Here is a 14,480-nt window from a genome sequence, read left to right as displayed (position 1 = left end):
CGGCCCCTTGTTCGCGTCCGTCAAACCAGAGGCGACCATTCCTCGGCCGCGGGCAGCGGGGCGAAGATGGTGTCGAGCATCGCCTCGCCGACTCCGGACAGGGTCGGCGGATTCCATTTAGGGCTGTTGTCCTTGTCGACAATGACAGCCCGGACACCTTCCAGGAAATCGGGCATCTGCACCACCCGCGCGCCGATGCGGTATTCCATCTTCATGTTCTCGGCGAAGGTCTTGGCCGCGCCGCCGAGCTTCAGTTGCCGGAAGGCGACCTTCAGGGTCTGCGGAGACTTGGTGGCGAGCACCTCGAGCTGCGCCTTGGCCCAGTCCGTGCCGTCCGCCTTCAGCGCGGCCACGATCGCCTCGACGCTGTCCTTGCCGAACAGGTGGTCCACCTGGTCCTGGTGCTCGGCGAAGGGCGGCCGGCCGGCGTCGCCCTCGAACTCGGTGAGCAGGGTCTCCACCGCGCCCGGATCGGCGATGATCGCCGCCTTCAGCGCCTCGATGCGCGCGCTCTCCACATAGTCGGTGGCGATCCCCAGCAGTTCGCAGTCGGCGGCCTTGATCCGCGCGCCGGTCAGCGCCAGCCACAGGCCCGCATGGCCGGGCATCCGCGGCAGGAACCAGCCGCCGCCCACGTCCGGGAACAGGCCGATCCCCGTCTCCGGCATGGCGTAGGTGGTCCGCTCTGTGGCGACCCGGTAGCGCGCGGGCGCCGACAGGCCCACGCCGCCGCCCATGGTCACCCCGTCCATGATCGCCACGACCGGCTTCGGGTACTCGAAGAGCAGGTGGTTCAGCCGGTACTCGATGAAGAAGAACTGGCGCGCCAGGTAGCCGTCGCCCGCGCCGCTTTCGGCCAGCATGCGGATGTCGCCCCCGGCGCAGAAGCCGCGCTCGCCGGCGTGGTCCAGCAGCACCAGCTCGACCTGCGCATCGTCGCGCCAGGCCAGCAGCGCCTCGGTCATCGCCATGCACATGCCGGTGGTCAGGGCGTGCAGCGCCTTGGGCCGGTTCAGCGTGATGCGGCCGACGCGGCCCTCCACGCCGGTCAGGACGTCGCCCTCGCTCATGGGCGCAAGAGCTCGCGGGCGATGATGACTCGCATGATCTCGTTCGTTCCTTCCAGGATCTGGTGCACGCGCAGGTCGCGCACGATCCGCTCCAATGGGTAGTCCCGCAGATAGCCGTAGCCGCCGTGAAGCTGCAGCGCCTCGTTGGCGACGAAGAAGCCGGCGTCGGTGGCGAAGCGCTTGGCCATGGCGCAGAGCCGGGTCGCCTGGGGATCGCGCCGGTCCAGGGCGTCGGCGCCCCGCCGCACCATCAGCCGCGCGGCCTCGAGCTCGGTGGCCATGTCGGCGATCTTGAACTGCAGGGCCTGGAAGTCGGCCAGCGGGCGGCCGAACTGCCGACGCTCGCCCAGATAGGCCTGCGCCGTCTCCAGGGCGAAGGCCGCCCCGCCCAGGGAGCAGGCCGCGATGTTCAGCCGCCCGCCGTCGAGCCCCATCATGGCGAAGCGGAAGCCCTCGCCCTCCTCGCCGATGCGGTTGGCGACCGGCACGCGGACGTTGTCGAAGTTGACCTGGGCCGTCGGCTGGGCGTTCCAGCCCATCTTGCGCTCCTGGGCGCCGAACGACAGGCCGGGGGAGTCCTTCTCGACCACCAGGGCCGAGACGCCCTTGGCGCCCTCCCCGCCGGTGCGGACCATGACGACATAGACGTCCGAGGTCCCGGCCCCGGAAATGAAGGCCTTGGAGCCGTTGACGACATAGGCGTCGCCGTCCCGGCGCGCCGTCGTCCGCAGGGCCGCCGCGTCGGAGCCCGAGCCCGGCTCTGTCAGGCAGTAGCTGGCGACCAGCTCCATGCTGGTCAGCCGCGGCAGATAGCGCCGGCGAAGCTGGTCCGAGCCGAACCGGTCGATCATCCAGGAGGCCATGTTGTGGATCGACAGGAAGGCCGCCGTCGCCACGTCGCCGTGCGACAGGGCCTCGAAGATGATCGCCGCGTCGAGCCGGCCCAGGCCCGAGCCGCCCACGTCCTCGCCCACGTAGATGCCGGCGAATCCCAGCTCGGCGGCCTTGCGCAGCACCTCGACCGGAAAGTGCTTTTCCTCGTCCCACCGGGCCGAATGCGGGGCGAGCTCGGCCGCGGCGAAAGCGCTGGCGGCGTCGGCGATGGCCCGCTGGTCGTCGCTGAGCGTGAAGTCCATGAAGCTCCCGTCCTTGGCTCGCCCGTTTCAGGGACTTGCCGACACATCTTGAGGAACTGTCTTTGCTGGCGCACCATGTCAACCACGACAGGTCGCACGGAGCAGGACGAATGACCTTGGCCTCTAGCGACGACCGCGCGAGCGACACCGCCCGCAATCTGGCCCTCGTCAACTACGGCCTGCTGTTCGCGGCGGTGTTCTTCGCCGGCGTCCCGGCGCTGATCGCCGTGATCATCGCCTACGCCCAGCGCGACGAGGCCACGCCCACCCTGCGAAGCCACCACGACTTCCAGATCCGAATCTTCTGGGTGGCCTTCGCCATGACCCTGGCGGCGGGGATCTGCTTCCTGGCCGCTCTGGTCAACGGCCTGGCCGCCTTGATGGAGTTCACCCGGGCCAACGGCTGGGACAGCTTCGACACGATCCAGATCGACCTGTCGCGCCTGTCGATCGACGGGACCATCGTGGGCTTCGTCGTGGCCTCGCTGGTGCTGTCGTTCCTGACCGCCGTGTGGCTGATCGCGGCCCCGGCGTTCGGCTTCATCAGGCTTGCATCGGAGCGAGGGATCGGCCACCACCCGCGGCCATGAGCCAGCCGCCCCTCGCCGCCTACCCCGCCCTGCGCCTGCGCCGCCTGCGCCAGGCCGACTGGATCCGCCGCCTCGTCCGCGAGACCGTCCTGACCCCGGGCGATCTGATCTGGTCGATGGTGGTCCACGAAGGCGAGGGCCGCGTGCCGGTGGGCTCCATGCCCGGCGTCGAGCGCCTGTCGGTGGCCGAGGCCGCCAAGGCCGCGGTCGAGGCCAGGTCCCTCGGCATCCCCGCCATCGCGGTCTTCCCCCACATCGACGGCGCCAGGAAGGACGCCCTCGGTTCGGCCGCCGCCGATCCGGACGGCCTCGTCGCCCGCGCCGTCAAGGCCATGAAGGACGCCGCCCCCGAGGTCGGCGTCATGTGCGACGTGGCCCTCGACCCCTTCACCGACCATGGCCACGACGGCGTGCTGGAAGAGGGCCGGATCCTCAACGACGCCACCATCGAGCGGCTGGTCGAACAGGGCCTGATGCAGGCCCGGGCCGGCGCCGACATCCTGGCTCCCTCGGACATGATGGACGGCCGCTGCGGCGTCCTGCGGCGCGAGCTGGAAAGCGCCGGACTTCAAGACGTTATGATCATGTCCTACGCGGCCAAATACGCCTCGGCCTTCTACGGGCCGTACCGCGAGGCGATCGGCTCGGGCAAGCTCGGGACCGGCTCGGTCGACAATCCCGGCGACAAGAAGACCTATCAGATGGACCCGGCCAACTCCGAGGAGGCCCTGCGCGAGGTGGCCCTCGACATCGCCGAGGGCGCGGACATGGTCATGGTCAAGCCGGGCATGCCCTACCTCGACATCGTCCGCCGCGTGGTCGAGACGTTCTCCATGCCGACCTTCGCCTTCCAGGTCTCCGGCGAGTACGCGATGATCATGGCCGCCGCTCAGAACGGCTGGCTGGACGAGGAACGCTCGATCCTGGAGAGCCTCGGCGCCTTCAAGCGCGCCGGCGCGGCCGGGATCATCACCTATTTCGCGCCCCGGGCGGCCCGCCTGCTGGGCGCCTGACGCGGCGGCCGTGGCCCCGATCGAGGTCGTCACCGCCCTGATCCGCGACGGCGATGGCCGGATTCTCGCCGTGCGCAAGGCCGGAACCGGCCGCTTCATGCTGCCCGGCGGCAAGCGCGAGCCCGGTGAAGACGACCTGCAGGCCTTGTCCCGCGAACTTGGCGAGGAGCTGGGGGTGCGTCTCGCCGCCGCCACGCCCTTCGGGCGCTTCGAGGCGGAGGCCGCCAACGAGCCCGGCCGCCGGGTGGTGGGCCACGTCCACCTCGCCGAGATCGCCGGCGCGCCGCGCGCGGCCGCCGAGATCGCCGACATGCGGTGGATCGACCCTGCGCCGCCCTATCCGGTCGCCCTCGCCCCGCTGCTGGAGACCCGAATCCTGCCGGCGCTGCTGGCGCTCGGCTGAGGCGGTCAGTCCAGCATCTTCGACAGGAACACCGCGAACTCGCCCTCGGCGTCGGTGCCGTCGTAGATCGTCAGGTCGAGCCCGGTGATCATGAAGCCCATGGCCTTGTAGGCCTCGATGCCCGGCAGGTTGCGGTTGCTGGTCTCCAGCCAGATGTGCAGCGCCCCGCGCTGGTTGGCTTCGGCCTGCACCTGCTCCATCAGCCGCCAGCCAACGCCGCGGCGGCGCGAGGGGGCGTCGACGTACATGTGCCAGAGCACCAGGCGCCGGTTCCACGGCTCGAACGCGCAGGCGGCGAAGCCGCAGATCGCGTCGTCCTCGATCGCCACCCAGGCGGTGTCCCACCGGCGGTCCTCGGCGAACACCGCCTCCAGCGGGAAGCGCTTGGTGACGCGGTCGCCCATCAGGATGAACTCGAAGCCGTTCTCCCCCGGGATGGCGGCCAGCACGGCGTCGGTCTCGACGCCGGCGTCCAACGCCTCGACGGCGTCGATGTCCCCGGGCAGGCGGACGGGACGGACCTCGATCATGGCCGCTCCAGGCGTGCGACGAGGCTGGAGGTGTCCCAGCGGTTCCCGCCCATCGCCTGCACCTCGGCGTAGAAGCCGTCGACCATCGCGGTCACGTCGAGCCTGGCGCCGTTCGCCTGGGCCTCTTCCAGCACCAGGCCAAGGTCCTTGCGCATCCAGTCCACGGCGAAGCCGAAGTCGAACTTGCCCTCGGCCATGGTCTTCCAGCGGTTGTCCATCTGCCAGGACTGGGCCGCGCCCTTGGAGATCGCCTCATAGACCTCGGCGGGATCGAGCCCGGCGCGCCGAGCGAAGTGCAGGGCTTCGGCCAGGCCCTGGACCAGGCCGGCGATGCAGATCTGGTTGACCATCTTGGTGAGCTGGCCGGCGCCGGCCTCGCCCATCCGCCGGATCGCCTTGGCGTAGGCGCCGATCACCCCCGCCGCCTGGTCGAAGGCCTCGGCCTCGCCGCCGCACATGATGGTGAGCTGGCCGTTCTCCGCCCCGGCCTGGCCGCCGGAGACCGGCGCGTCCACGAAGGCGCATCCGGACTGCGCCGCCAACGCGGCCATCTCCCGCGCCAGCCGCGCGGAGGTGGTCGTGTGGTCGACGATCACCGCCCCGGGGGCCAGCACCGGCAGCGCCGCGGCGACCACCGCGCGCACGTCCTCGTCGTTCCCGACGCAGAGGATCAGCATCTGCGCGCCCTCGGCCGCCTCGGCGGCGGTGCGCCCAGCCCGCCCGCCGTGGGCCGCCGCCCACCGCTCGGCCTTCTGCGGACTGCGGTTGAACACCGCCATGTCGTGCCCGGCCTTGGCCAGGTGGCCGGCCATGGGAAAGCCCATAACGCCCAGGCCCGCGAACGCCACTTTCATACGCTTCTCCGATCGTCCTACCGCAACCGCATCTTAACGAGGCCGCGCGCAACTTGCGCGGCGCATCAGCCTTAACACCGAGTCAAGCATGGCGCTCAGCAGCGAAGCCCCGATCGTCATCAAGAAGGTCAAGAAGGGCGGCGGCCATGGCCACCACGGCGGGGCTTGGAAGGTCGCCTACGCCGACTTCGTGACCGCCATGATGGCCTTCTTCCTGCTGATGTGGCTGATCAACACCACCAGCCCCGAACAGAAGCGCGGCATCGCCGACTATTTCGCCCCAGCCAGCGTGTCGGAAACCACCTCCGGGGCCGGGGGCATCCTGGCCGGCACGGCGCTGGGCCAGGACGGGGCCAAGGCCGCCGGCTCCATGGACATCATCGAGGAGATGCAGCCCGAGGTCGTCGATCCCAGCGAGGGCAAGACCCAGGACGCCTCCTCCTCGGCCCTCAACGAGACCAGCACCGACGCCCTGCGCGAAGCCCTTCAGAAGCGCGAGCAGGCGGCGTTCGAATCGGCCGCCCAGTCCCTGCGCCAGGCGCTGCAGGACATGCCCGAACTCGCCGAGCTGTCGAAGAACATCCTGATCGACCAGACCCCGGAGGGGCTGCGCATCCAGCTCGTCGACCAGGAGGGCCGCTCGATGTTCGCCGAGGGCGCCAGCCAGCCCAACGAGCGCGCGCGCCTGCTCTTGCGGGCGGTCGCCAAGGTGATCAATCAGCTGCCCAACCGGATCAGCATCTCCGGCCATACCTCCACCAGCCTGAACGGCGCGCGCGCCGACGGGGACTGGCCGCTCTCGGCCGGCCGGGCGGACAACTCGCGCAAGGTGCTTCAGGCGGCCGGCGTCGACGCCGATCGGATCTACCAGGTCTCGGGCAAGGCCAACTCCGAGCCCCTCTATCCGGACGACCCGACCCTGCCGGGCAACCGGCGCATCGCCATCGTGCTGCTGCGCGAGGCGCCTGTTCTTCCGCCGGATCACGGCTTGTGAGGCCTGTGACGTCACGGCGCTTGCGCAACCGGCGTGCATGACGCCTAATCGCGGCAGAGCGCATTGGTTCGAGGGTGACCGCAGGTCCGTGACGCAACACTTTCCGACGCGACAGCTCCGGTTCTTTCTGACCGCGCCCGCGCCGTGTCCGTACCTGCCGGATCGACATGAGCGCAAGGTGTTCGCGCACCTGCCGCTCTCCGACGGCGCCTCGGTGAACGATTCGCTCACCCAGGTCGGCTTCCGCCGCTCCCAGAACATCGCCTACCGGCCGGCCTGCGAATCCTGCCAGGCCTGCATCTCCGCCCGCATCCCCGCCCGGGACTACGTCTTCTCCCGGTCCGAGCGGCGCACCCTGTCGCGCAACGAGGACATCGAGCGCCATCTGGTGGAGGCCGAGGCGACGATGGAGCAGTTCGACCTGCTGCGCCGCTACCTGCTCACCCGGCACGCCGACGGCGGCATGGCCGAGATGACCTGGCCGGACTATGTCGCCATGGTCGAGGACACGGCGGTCCGCACCCACGTCATCGAGTACCGCCAGCGCTCCAGGGACGGCGGCCCGGGCGACCTGGTCGCCTGCGCCCTGGTCGACCTGATGCACGACGGCCTGTCGCTGGTCTACAGCTTCTACGACCCCGCCGCCACGCGCCGCAGCCTCGGCTCCTTCGTCATCCTGGACCACGTGATCCAGGCCTGCCTGACGAACCTGCCCTACGTCTACCTGGGCTACTGGGTCCGGGGCAGCGACAAGATGGACTACAAGATCCGCTTCTCGCCGATCGAGCTCCTGCGCCCCGAGGGCTGGAGCCTGCTTTCGCATCGCGACCGCCTGCCGCCCCGCGCCGCCGAGTAGGCGCCTTTTCAACAGCCGGCGCGACGCCATCCGCCGGCTGTCCCCAGGGCCGTCGCTTGTCCGCGTCGACCAAGAGCGCCGCCGTGGTAAACTGAACTCAATGGTACGCATCGGATCAGAGGCATGGCGCGGCAGCTTCGCCTGAGGCTCAGGCGTTCGGCTTCGTTCCGGCGTGAGGATTTCGTGGTGGGCCCGTCCAACGCCCACGCGGTCGAGCGCCTCGACGCCTGGCCCAACTGGCACCTGGGCTGCCTCGCCCTGGTCGGCCCCGAGGGCGTCGGCAAGACCCATCTGGCGCAGGGCTGGGCCGCCGCCCACGACGCGGTGGTCCTGGACCGCGAGGCGCCGGATGTCGGGGCCGCGGCCGGCCGGCCGGCTCTGCTGGAGGACGTGGACCGCGGCGTCGACGAAGAGGCCCTGTTCCACCTGATCAACATGGCCGGGCGCGAAGGCGGGGGCCTCCTGCTCACCGCACGCACCGCCCCGGCCGCCTGGCCCGCCGCCCTGCCCGACCTGCGCTCGCGCCTCAACGCCTTGCCGGTGGTGGAGATCGAGGAGCCGGACGACGAAGTGCTGGAAGGGGTGCTGCGCAAGTTCTTCCGCGAGCGGAACATCCGCCCCCCGCGGGACGTCTATCCCTTTCTGCTGCGCCGCATGCAGCGGTCGATCCCCTACGCCCGCGACCTCGTGCGCCGCATCGACGAGGCCGCCGACGACGAGCAGCGCCCCATTTCACGGATGCTTGCGCGACAGATTCTTGAAGATGAGGCGGAGAATCTTGACCTTTTCGAGTGAAGCCTTGTCTCCCTTGGACGCGGGCGCCAGAACGGACGCCCGCCGTCAGACCGGGAGCCCGCGCCCATGACCTATGCTGCGCCCGCCGGCGCCGAGGCGGCCGAGGCCCTGCGCCAGCCACTGGCGTGGGACGCCGAGCTGGCCGCGTCCCCCGACCGCTTCTTCAACCGCGAGCTCTCGTGGCTGGCGTTCAACCGGCGCGTCCTGGACGAGAGCAAGAACCCGCGCCATCCGCTGCTGGAGCGCCTGCGCTTCCTGTCCATCTGCGCCAACAACCTCGACGAATTCTACATGGTCCGCGTGGCGGGGCTTAAGGCCCAGGTCCGCGAAGGCGTGCGCGTGGTCAGCCAGGACGGGCTGACGCCGGCCGAACAGCTCGAGCGGGTGAACGCCGAAGCCGCCCTGCTGATGACCGATCAGCAGACCCGCTGGCGCGAGATCTGCGTCGAACTCGCCGGCCAGGGCCTGCATCTGCTGCCAGCCGCCGAGGTGCCCCAGACCGCCCGGCCCGCCCTGGAGGAGGCGTTCCTCAGCCGGCTGTTCCCGGTGCTGACGCCGCTGGCGATCGACCCGGCTCACCCCTTCCCCTTCATCCCGAACCTGGCGTTCTCGCTGGTCCTGAAGCTGCGGCGCCTGTCCGACGGCAAGCTGCTCTACGCCCTGGTGCCGATCCCTGCGCAGGTGGCCCGCTTCTGGGAGCTGCCGGCCGTGCGGACCGGTCGGCGAGGCAAGGTGGAGCGCCGGTTCGTGTCGCTGGAGGGGCTGGTGGCCCTGTTCCTGGACCACCTGTTCCCGGGCTGCCAGGTGGAGGCGCAGGGCGTCTTCCGGCTGATCCGCGATTCGGACGTGGAGATCGAGGAAGAGGCCGAGGACCTCGTGCGCGAGTTCGAAGCCCGCCTGAAGCAGCGGCGGCTGGGCTCGGTCGTTCGGGTCGAGATCGAGGCGGCCATGCCCGAGGAGCTGCGGGCGTTCATCGTCGGCAACCTGCACGCCCAGCCCGCCGACGTGATCCTGATCGACGGGCTCCTGGGCCTGGACGAGCTGTCCCAGATCATCCCCGCCGACCGCCCGGACCTGAAGTTCAAACCGTTCCAGCCGCGCTTTCCCGAGCGGATCCGCGACCACGCCGGCGACTGCTTCGCCGCGATCCGCGAGAAGGACATCCTGGTCCATCACCCGTTCGAGAGCTTCGACGTGGTGGTCCAGTTCCTGCGCCAGGCGGCCCGCGACCCGAACGTCCTGGCGATCAAGCAGACGCTCTACCGGACCTCCTCGGACAGCCCGATCGTGGCGGCCCTCATCGAGGCCGCCGAGAACGGCAAGAACGTCACCGCCCTGGTCGAGATCAAGGCCCGCTTCGACGAGGAGGCCAACCTGAAGTGGGCCCGCGACCTTGAGCGCGCCGGGGTCCACGTCGTCTTCGGCTTCGTGGAGTACAAGACCCACGCCAAGCTCTCGATGGTCGTGCGCCGCGAGGGCGACGCCCTTCGCACCTACTGCCACTTCGGCACCGGCAACTACCACCCGGTGACGGCGCGGATCTATACGGACCTGTCGCTGTTCACCACGGACCCGGCCCTTGGCCGCGATTCGGCGCGGCTCTTCAACTACATCACCGGCTACGCCCGCCCCGAGACCCTGGAGAAGCTCTCCTTCTCGCCGGTGACGATGAAGCAGGACCTGCTCAACCTCATCGAGATCGAAATGGCCAACGCCAGGGCCGGCAGGCCGGCGGCCATCTGGGCCAAGCTGAACGCCCTGGTCGATCCGGTGATCATCGACGCCCTCTACCGGGCCAGCCAGACGGGCGTATCCATCGACCTCGTCATCCGCGGCATCTGCTGCCTGCGCCCCGGCATCCCCGGCCTTTCGGAGAACATCCGGGTCAAGAGCATCGTCGGCCGCTTCCTGGAGCACTCGCGCATCGTCGCCTTCGCCAACGGCGCGCCCATGCCCTCGTCCGAGGCGCGGGTGTTCATCTCGTCGGCCGACTGGATGCCGCGCAACCTGGACCGCCGGGTCGAGGCCCTGACCCCGGTGGAGAACCCCACCGTCCACCAGCAGGTCCTCCAGCAGATCATGGTCGCCAACCTGAAGGACGAGGCCCAGAGCTGGACCCTGGACGCGGAGGGCCGCTACACCCGCGAGCCCTCCTGGGATCATCCCAGCGCCTTCTCGGCGCACGAATACTTCATGACCAACCCCAGCCTGTCGGGACGGGGACAGCGGGTGAAGGACATGCCGCGCGCGATCGACCATGTGGCGACACGCGGATAGGCCCCCGGCCGTCGAGCCGGACGTCGTCGAGCGCAACCGACAGGCCGCGGTCATCGACATCGGCTCCAACTCCGTGCGCCTGGTGATCTACCGCATCGACGGCCGAGCGCTCTGGACCGTCTTCAATGAGAAGGCCCTGGCCGGTCTGGGCCGCGACCTGCCCTCGACCGGACGGCTCTCGCCGGAGGGCGTGGAGGTGGCCATCGCCGCCCTGCGCCGGTTCCGCGCGGTGCTCGACGGCTGGCCAGCGCCCGACATGCATGTCGTCGCCACCGCGGCCGTGCGCGAGGCCAAGGACGGCCCCGACTTCCTGCGCCGCGTCCGCCAGGAGATCGGCCTGACCGTTCGCCTGCTCTCCGGCAAGGAAGAGGCGCGTTTCGCCGCCCTCGGCGTCATCGCCGGCCAGCCCGACGCTCAGGGCGTGGTGGGCGACATGGGCGGGGCGAGCCTGGAGCTGGTGCGCCTGGAGGCCCTCGGCCCGGGCGAGGGCGTGACCCTGCCGCTCGGCCCCTTCGCCCTGGGCGCCCCCAAGCCGCTGGTCGTGGACCGCGTGCGCCGCGCCATTGACGAGCGCCTGGAACGGGTCGCCAAGCGGTTCCGCGCCAACGAGTTCCACGCCGTCGGCGGCGCCTGGCGCAACCTGGCTCTGCTGCACATGGCGATGGCCGGCTATCCGCTGCGCGTCGCTCACCAGTACGAGATCAGCCGCGCCGACGCCATCGACGTCGCCCGCTTCGTCGCGCGCCAGTCGCGCCACTCGCTGGAAGGCATCGAAGGCCTCTCCAAGAAGCGCATGGAGACCCTCCCCTACGCCGCCCTGGCGCTGGAAGCCTTGATCGATCATCTGCGGCTGGAACGCATCGTGGTCAGCGCCTACGGCCTGCGCGAGGGCCTGCTGCTCGACGCCATGCCCCCGGAGGTGCGTGAGCGCGAACCGCTGCTCGAAGGCTGCGAAGCCCTGCACGGGGGCCGCGGCCTGTCGCCGGAGCTGGCGCCGGCCCTCGAGCGCTGGCTGGCGCCCTCTTTCGCGCACCTGCCTCCGCTCTTCGGCCGGCGCGACCCGATCCTCCTGGCCGCCGCCTGCCGCCTGGCGGACCTGGGCTCGCGCCTGCACCCCGACCATCGCGCCACCCTGGTCTTCGACCAGGTGCTGCGCGCGCCGATCGCGGGGATGAACCACGCCGAGCGCGCCTATCTGGCCAGCGCCGCCTTCGCGCGCCATTCCGGCTCCCTGACGACGCCGGAGCCCGAGACGATCGGCAAGATCCTCTCCGCCGAACGCCGCCAACGCGCCCGCGCCCTGGGCTCGGCCATCCGGCTCGGCTGCGACCTGTCCGGCCGCAACGCCGCCCTGCTGGGGCGGACCACCCTGGCGATCGAGGGCGAGACCCTGAAGCTGACCGCCGATCCCGGCTTCGCCGACATGCTGCTGGGGGAACAGACGGCCAAGCGCGCGGCCACCCTGGCGGCGGCCCTGCGCGTGGATCTCAGTCTGACCTGAAGCCCCTGCGGGATTCCGCTAGGCGCCTCGGCCGCACACACGTATCGCAATTGCGAGTCACTTGCATTTAGTCGCGGGCTGCGTCATGCAACCGCCATGCTCGGCCTTGCGGCGAGCTGGGGATCAATATTGCGACTGCGTCGCACTCTTATCACTGGAGTCTTCCATGGGGCGTTTCAGGACCACGGGCCGCGCGGCTCTCTTGGCGGGGGCTTCGCTCCTGGCGACGGCCGGCGCGGCCGCCGCCCAGGGCGTCGATCAGGCGCAGGCCGCCCAGCTCTCGCTGGATCGGATCGTCGTTTCCGCCGGCGCCGAGAAGGTGGCCGCCGACACGCCCCAGGCGGTGACGGTCCTGGACCAGGAAGACATCGACCAGACCCAGGCCTCCACCATGTCCGAGATCATCGAGGGCGTTCCCGGCGTCAGCGCCATGGGCGGCGTCAGCGCCCTGGGCCAGGGCTTCAACATCCGCGGCCTTGGCACCGGCCTCGCCGACTCCGACAGCCGCATCCTCATGCAGATCGACGGGGCGACCAAGTTCTTCGAACAGTACCGGATGGGCGCCTTCTTCAGCGAGCCGGAGCTCTACAAGCGCGCCGAGGTGCTGCGCGGCCCCGCCTCCTCCACCCTCTATGGGGCGGGCGCCCTGGCGGGCGTAGTCAACTTCACCACCAAGGACGCCTCCGACTTCCTCGCCGGCGACGACCGCTTCGCCCTGCGTCTGAAGGCCGGCTACGAGACCAACGCCAACGGCCGGCTCGGATCGGCCATCCTGGCCCTGCGCCCGCTGGACAACCTCGACCTCCTGGCCGCCTACAACGCCCGCGAGGCCGACCACTATGAGAACGGCGACGGCGAGGAGGTCGTGCCTTCCAACGTCACCTCCAGCTCCTGGCTGCTGAAGGCGCGCTACTACGTGGGGGGCGACAGGGGCCACAACCTCTGGGCCAGCTACCAGAACTGGCTCTCCGACAGCACCCAGATCTACGACCAGTCGGAGGGCTTCGGCACGACGCCGGTGCGCCGCAAGGTCGACGACACCACCGCCACCTTCGGCTACGAGAACGACTTCGGCGGATCGAACCTGTTCGACCTCAAGGCCCAGGTCTCCTACGTCGACTCCACGGTCGAGCAGCGCGAGACCACCTTCCTCTCCGGCGTCACCTATTCGGAGTTCTCCTACCGGACCTGGCAGGGCCGGCTGGAGAACGCCACCCGGTTCGACTGGGGCGAAGACTGGACCGGCTTCCTCACCGTCGGCGTCCAGGCCAGCCGCCAGGAGCGGCGCAATCCGCGCGTGACCACCAGCGGCTCGGTCAACCACGGCGCCACGACCCACCCCGAAGGCGACATGACCAAGTACGGCGCCTTCGCCCAGCTCGAACTGATGTGGACCGAGCGCCTGACGGTGATCCCAGGCGTGCGCTACGACCGCACCCGCCTGGAGCCGGGCCTGGGCGTGACCACCACCCAGGTGGTGGAGGACGATGCGGTCTCGCCGAAGATCGCCGCCATCTTCGCCGTCAACGACCATCTGTCGGTCTTCGGCTCGGTCGCCCACACCGCGCGCTTGCCGGTGCTGGACGAGATCTACAGCCGCACCAGCGCCACGGCCTCCAACTTCGCCCTGAACCTGGAGCCCGAGGAGTCGGACAACTACGAGTTCGGCGTCAGCCTGGCGTTCGACGGCCTGATCGCCCGGGGCGATGCGCTGCGGGTCAAGACCACGGCCTATCGCAACGACGTCAGCAACCTGATCGTCCGCGGCGCCTCCACCAGCCCCTACTTCATCAACATCGGCGAGTCGCGCTTCCAGGGGGTCGAGATCGAGGCCGAATACGCCTCCCGCGGGCTGTTCGTCCGCGCCGGCCTGAGCTTCCCCGAAGGCGAGAACCGCACCACCGGCGTCCCGCTCAACACCATCGCCGCCGACGAGCTGGACCTGACCGTCGGCTACCGCTTCGACGACCTCAACCTGACCGCCGGCTGGCGCGGAGAGTTCGCCGCCGACCAGGACGAGGTCTCGACGGCCAGCGAACGCACGGCGGGCTATGGGGTGCATAATTTCTTCCTCACCTGGAAGCCCCAGGCGGGGGCGCTGGACGGGCTGGAGGTCCGGGCGGCGGTGGACAACCTGTTCGACAAGGCCTTCCGCCGCCACCTGGCCGCATTGGACGCCGAGGGGCGGACCTTCAAGCTGACCCTGGCCAAGACCTTCTAGAGGCCATGACGGTCCCCGCCCGCACGCTCGGAGCGGCCTGCGCCTCCATCCTGATCAACGGGGCGGCCATCGGCCTGGCCCTGCAGGGGTGGAGCCAGGCGTCGCCGGCGGTCGCGCCGCAGGAGATCGTCGTCTCAGCGACGCTGGTTCGGGTGCGCGGGTCGGACCTCCCCGCGCGCCTCCCCGCGGCGGCTGTGGTCCCCTCCACGCCGCCGCGGGACCCCGCCCCGCCGCCGCACC

At 70.2% G+C, this 14,480-nt stretch carries 14 protein-coding genes; 10 read left to right on the top strand and 4 right to left on the bottom strand.

Annotation, left to right across the window (positions count from 1 at the left end; genetic code table 11):
• Nucleotides 1–20: 20 nt before the first annotated feature.
• The gene (locus tag ACK4YQ_RS17650; protein ID WP_409613168.1) at nt 21–1,070 is read right to left on the bottom strand and encodes an enoyl-CoA hydratase/isomerase family protein; all 1,050 of its coding nucleotides are present in this window, start codon (nt 1,068–1,070) and stop codon (nt 21–23) included.
• On the bottom strand, nt 1,067–2,206 hold the full coding sequence (locus tag ACK4YQ_RS17645; RefSeq protein ID WP_409613166.1) for an isobutyryl-CoA dehydrogenase: 1,140 nt from the start codon (nt 2,204–2,206) through the stop codon (nt 1,067–1,069). Before ACK4YQ_RS17645 ends, ACK4YQ_RS17650 begins: the two co-directional genes overlap by 4 nt.
• 110 nt (nt 2,207–2,316) lie before the next feature.
• On the opposite strand from ACK4YQ_RS17645, the gene ACK4YQ_RS17640 reads away from it, so the two are divergent.
• The 3 genes from ACK4YQ_RS17640 to ACK4YQ_RS17630 are packed head-to-tail and all read left to right on the top strand — an operon-like array spanning nt 2,317 to nt 4,212.
• Nucleotides 2,317–2,796, top strand: a complete 480-nt coding sequence (locus ACK4YQ_RS17640; RefSeq protein WP_409613164.1) for a DUF4870 family protein — start codon at nt 2,317–2,319, stop codon at nt 2,794–2,796.
• Nucleotides 2,793–3,809 (top strand): porphobilinogen synthase, encoded by a 1,017-nt coding sequence (hemB, locus tag ACK4YQ_RS17635; RefSeq protein WP_409613162.1) that lies wholly within the window; start codon nt 2,793–2,795, stop codon nt 3,807–3,809. Before ACK4YQ_RS17640 ends, hemB begins: the two co-directional genes overlap by 4 nt.
• A gap of 10 nt (nt 3,810–3,819) precedes the next feature.
• Nucleotides 3,820–4,212 (top strand): NUDIX hydrolase, encoded by a 393-nt coding sequence (locus ACK4YQ_RS17630; protein ID WP_409613160.1) that lies wholly within the window; start codon nt 3,820–3,822, stop codon nt 4,210–4,212.
• Between the two features lie 5 nt (nt 4,213–4,217).
• On the opposite strand, the gene ACK4YQ_RS17625 is transcribed toward ACK4YQ_RS17630, so the two are convergent.
• Nucleotides 4,218–4,742, bottom strand: a complete 525-nt coding sequence (locus ACK4YQ_RS17625; protein WP_409613158.1) for a GNAT family N-acetyltransferase — start codon at nt 4,740–4,742, stop codon at nt 4,218–4,220.
• A complete protein-coding gene (locus tag ACK4YQ_RS17620; RefSeq protein ID WP_409613157.1) occupies nt 4,739–5,596 on the bottom strand; it encodes an NAD(P)-dependent oxidoreductase in 858 nt (285 codons plus the stop codon). The genes ACK4YQ_RS17625 and ACK4YQ_RS17620 overlap by 4 nt, the downstream gene beginning before the upstream one ends.
• A gap of 88 nt (nt 5,597–5,684) precedes the next feature.
• Between ACK4YQ_RS17620 and ACK4YQ_RS17615 the strand changes: the two genes are divergently transcribed.
• The 7 genes from ACK4YQ_RS17615 to ACK4YQ_RS17585 form a co-directional block, all read left to right on the top strand.
• Nucleotides 5,685–6,590, top strand: coding sequence for a flagellar motor protein MotB (locus ACK4YQ_RS17615; protein WP_409613155.1), 906 nt, complete (start codon nt 5,685–5,687; stop codon nt 6,588–6,590).
• Nucleotides 6,591–6,678: 88 nt separating this feature from the next.
• Nucleotides 6,679–7,446: an arginyltransferase gene (locus ACK4YQ_RS17610; RefSeq protein WP_409613153.1), complete on the top strand. Its 768-nt coding sequence runs from the start codon at nt 6,679–6,681 to the stop codon at nt 7,444–7,446.
• 186 nt (nt 7,447–7,632) lie between these two features.
• Complete coding sequence (locus ACK4YQ_RS17605) at nt 7,633–8,241, top strand: chromosomal replication initiator DnaA (protein WP_409613151.1); 609 nt, start codon at nt 7,633–7,635, stop codon at nt 8,239–8,241.
• A gap of 66 nt (nt 8,242–8,307) precedes the next feature.
• Nucleotides 8,308–10,518: an RNA degradosome polyphosphate kinase gene (locus ACK4YQ_RS17600; RefSeq protein ID WP_409613150.1), complete on the top strand. Its 2,211-nt coding sequence runs from the start codon at nt 8,308–8,310 to the stop codon at nt 10,516–10,518.
• Nucleotides 10,499–12,019 carry a Ppx/GppA family phosphatase gene (locus ACK4YQ_RS17595; RefSeq protein WP_409613148.1) on the top strand — a complete coding sequence of 507 codons (1,521 nt, stop codon included), beginning with the start codon at nt 10,499–10,501 and terminating at the stop codon, nt 12,017–12,019. The genes ACK4YQ_RS17600 and ACK4YQ_RS17595 overlap by 20 nt, the downstream gene beginning before the upstream one ends.
• 166 nt (nt 12,020–12,185) lie before the next feature.
• Complete coding sequence (locus ACK4YQ_RS17590) at nt 12,186–14,240, top strand: TonB-dependent receptor domain-containing protein (protein ID WP_409613146.1); 2,055 nt, start codon at nt 12,186–12,188, stop codon at nt 14,238–14,240.
• Between the two features lie 5 nt (nt 14,241–14,245).
• Nucleotides 14,246–14,480, top strand: a 235-nt coding sequence (locus ACK4YQ_RS17585; protein ID WP_409613144.1) for a hypothetical protein, incomplete at its 3' end; no start/stop codon positions are given.

Origin of the sequence: Phenylobacterium sp. (genome assembly GCF_046291545.1) — a bacterium.
Lineage (GTDB): Bacteria > Pseudomonadota > Alphaproteobacteria > Caulobacterales > Caulobacteraceae > Phenylobacterium.
The sequence above is the reverse complement of the archived record's forward strand: the minus strand, read 5'-3'. Positions and strand labels throughout refer to the sequence as shown.

Bases quoted from the DNA above. Each gene is read 5' to 3' on its own strand.
- ACK4YQ_RS17650 (WP_409613168.1), bottom strand. From the start codon at position 1,070: ATGAGCGAGGGCGACGTCCTGACCGGCGTGGAGGGCCGCGTCGGCCGC.
- ACK4YQ_RS17645 (WP_409613166.1), bottom strand. From the start codon at position 2,206: ATGGACTTCACGCTCAGCGACGACCAGCGGGCCATCGCCGACGCCGCC.
- ACK4YQ_RS17640 (WP_409613164.1), top strand. From the start codon at position 2,317: ATGACCTTGGCCTCTAGCGACGACCGCGCGAGCGACACCGCCCGCAAT.
- hemB (WP_409613162.1), top strand. From the start codon at position 2,793: ATGAGCCAGCCGCCCCTCGCCGCCTACCCCGCCCTGCGCCTGCGCCGC.
- ACK4YQ_RS17625 (WP_409613158.1), bottom strand. From the start codon at position 4,742: ATGATCGAGGTCCGTCCCGTCCGCCTGCCCGGGGACATCGACGCCGTC.
- ACK4YQ_RS17620 (WP_409613157.1), bottom strand. From the start codon at position 5,596: ATGAAAGTGGCGTTCGCGGGCCTGGGCGTTATGGGCTTTCCCATGGCC.
- ACK4YQ_RS17615 (WP_409613155.1), top strand. From the start codon at position 5,685: ATGGCGCTCAGCAGCGAAGCCCCGATCGTCATCAAGAAGGTCAAGAAG.
- ACK4YQ_RS17600 (WP_409613150.1), top strand. From the start codon at position 8,308: ATGACCTATGCTGCGCCCGCCGGCGCCGAGGCGGCCGAGGCCCTGCGC.
- ACK4YQ_RS17595 (WP_409613148.1), top strand. From the start codon at position 10,499: ATGTGGCGACACGCGGATAGGCCCCCGGCCGTCGAGCCGGACGTCGTC.
- ACK4YQ_RS17590 (WP_409613146.1), top strand. From the start codon at position 12,186: ATGGGGCGTTTCAGGACCACGGGCCGCGCGGCTCTCTTGGCGGGGGCT.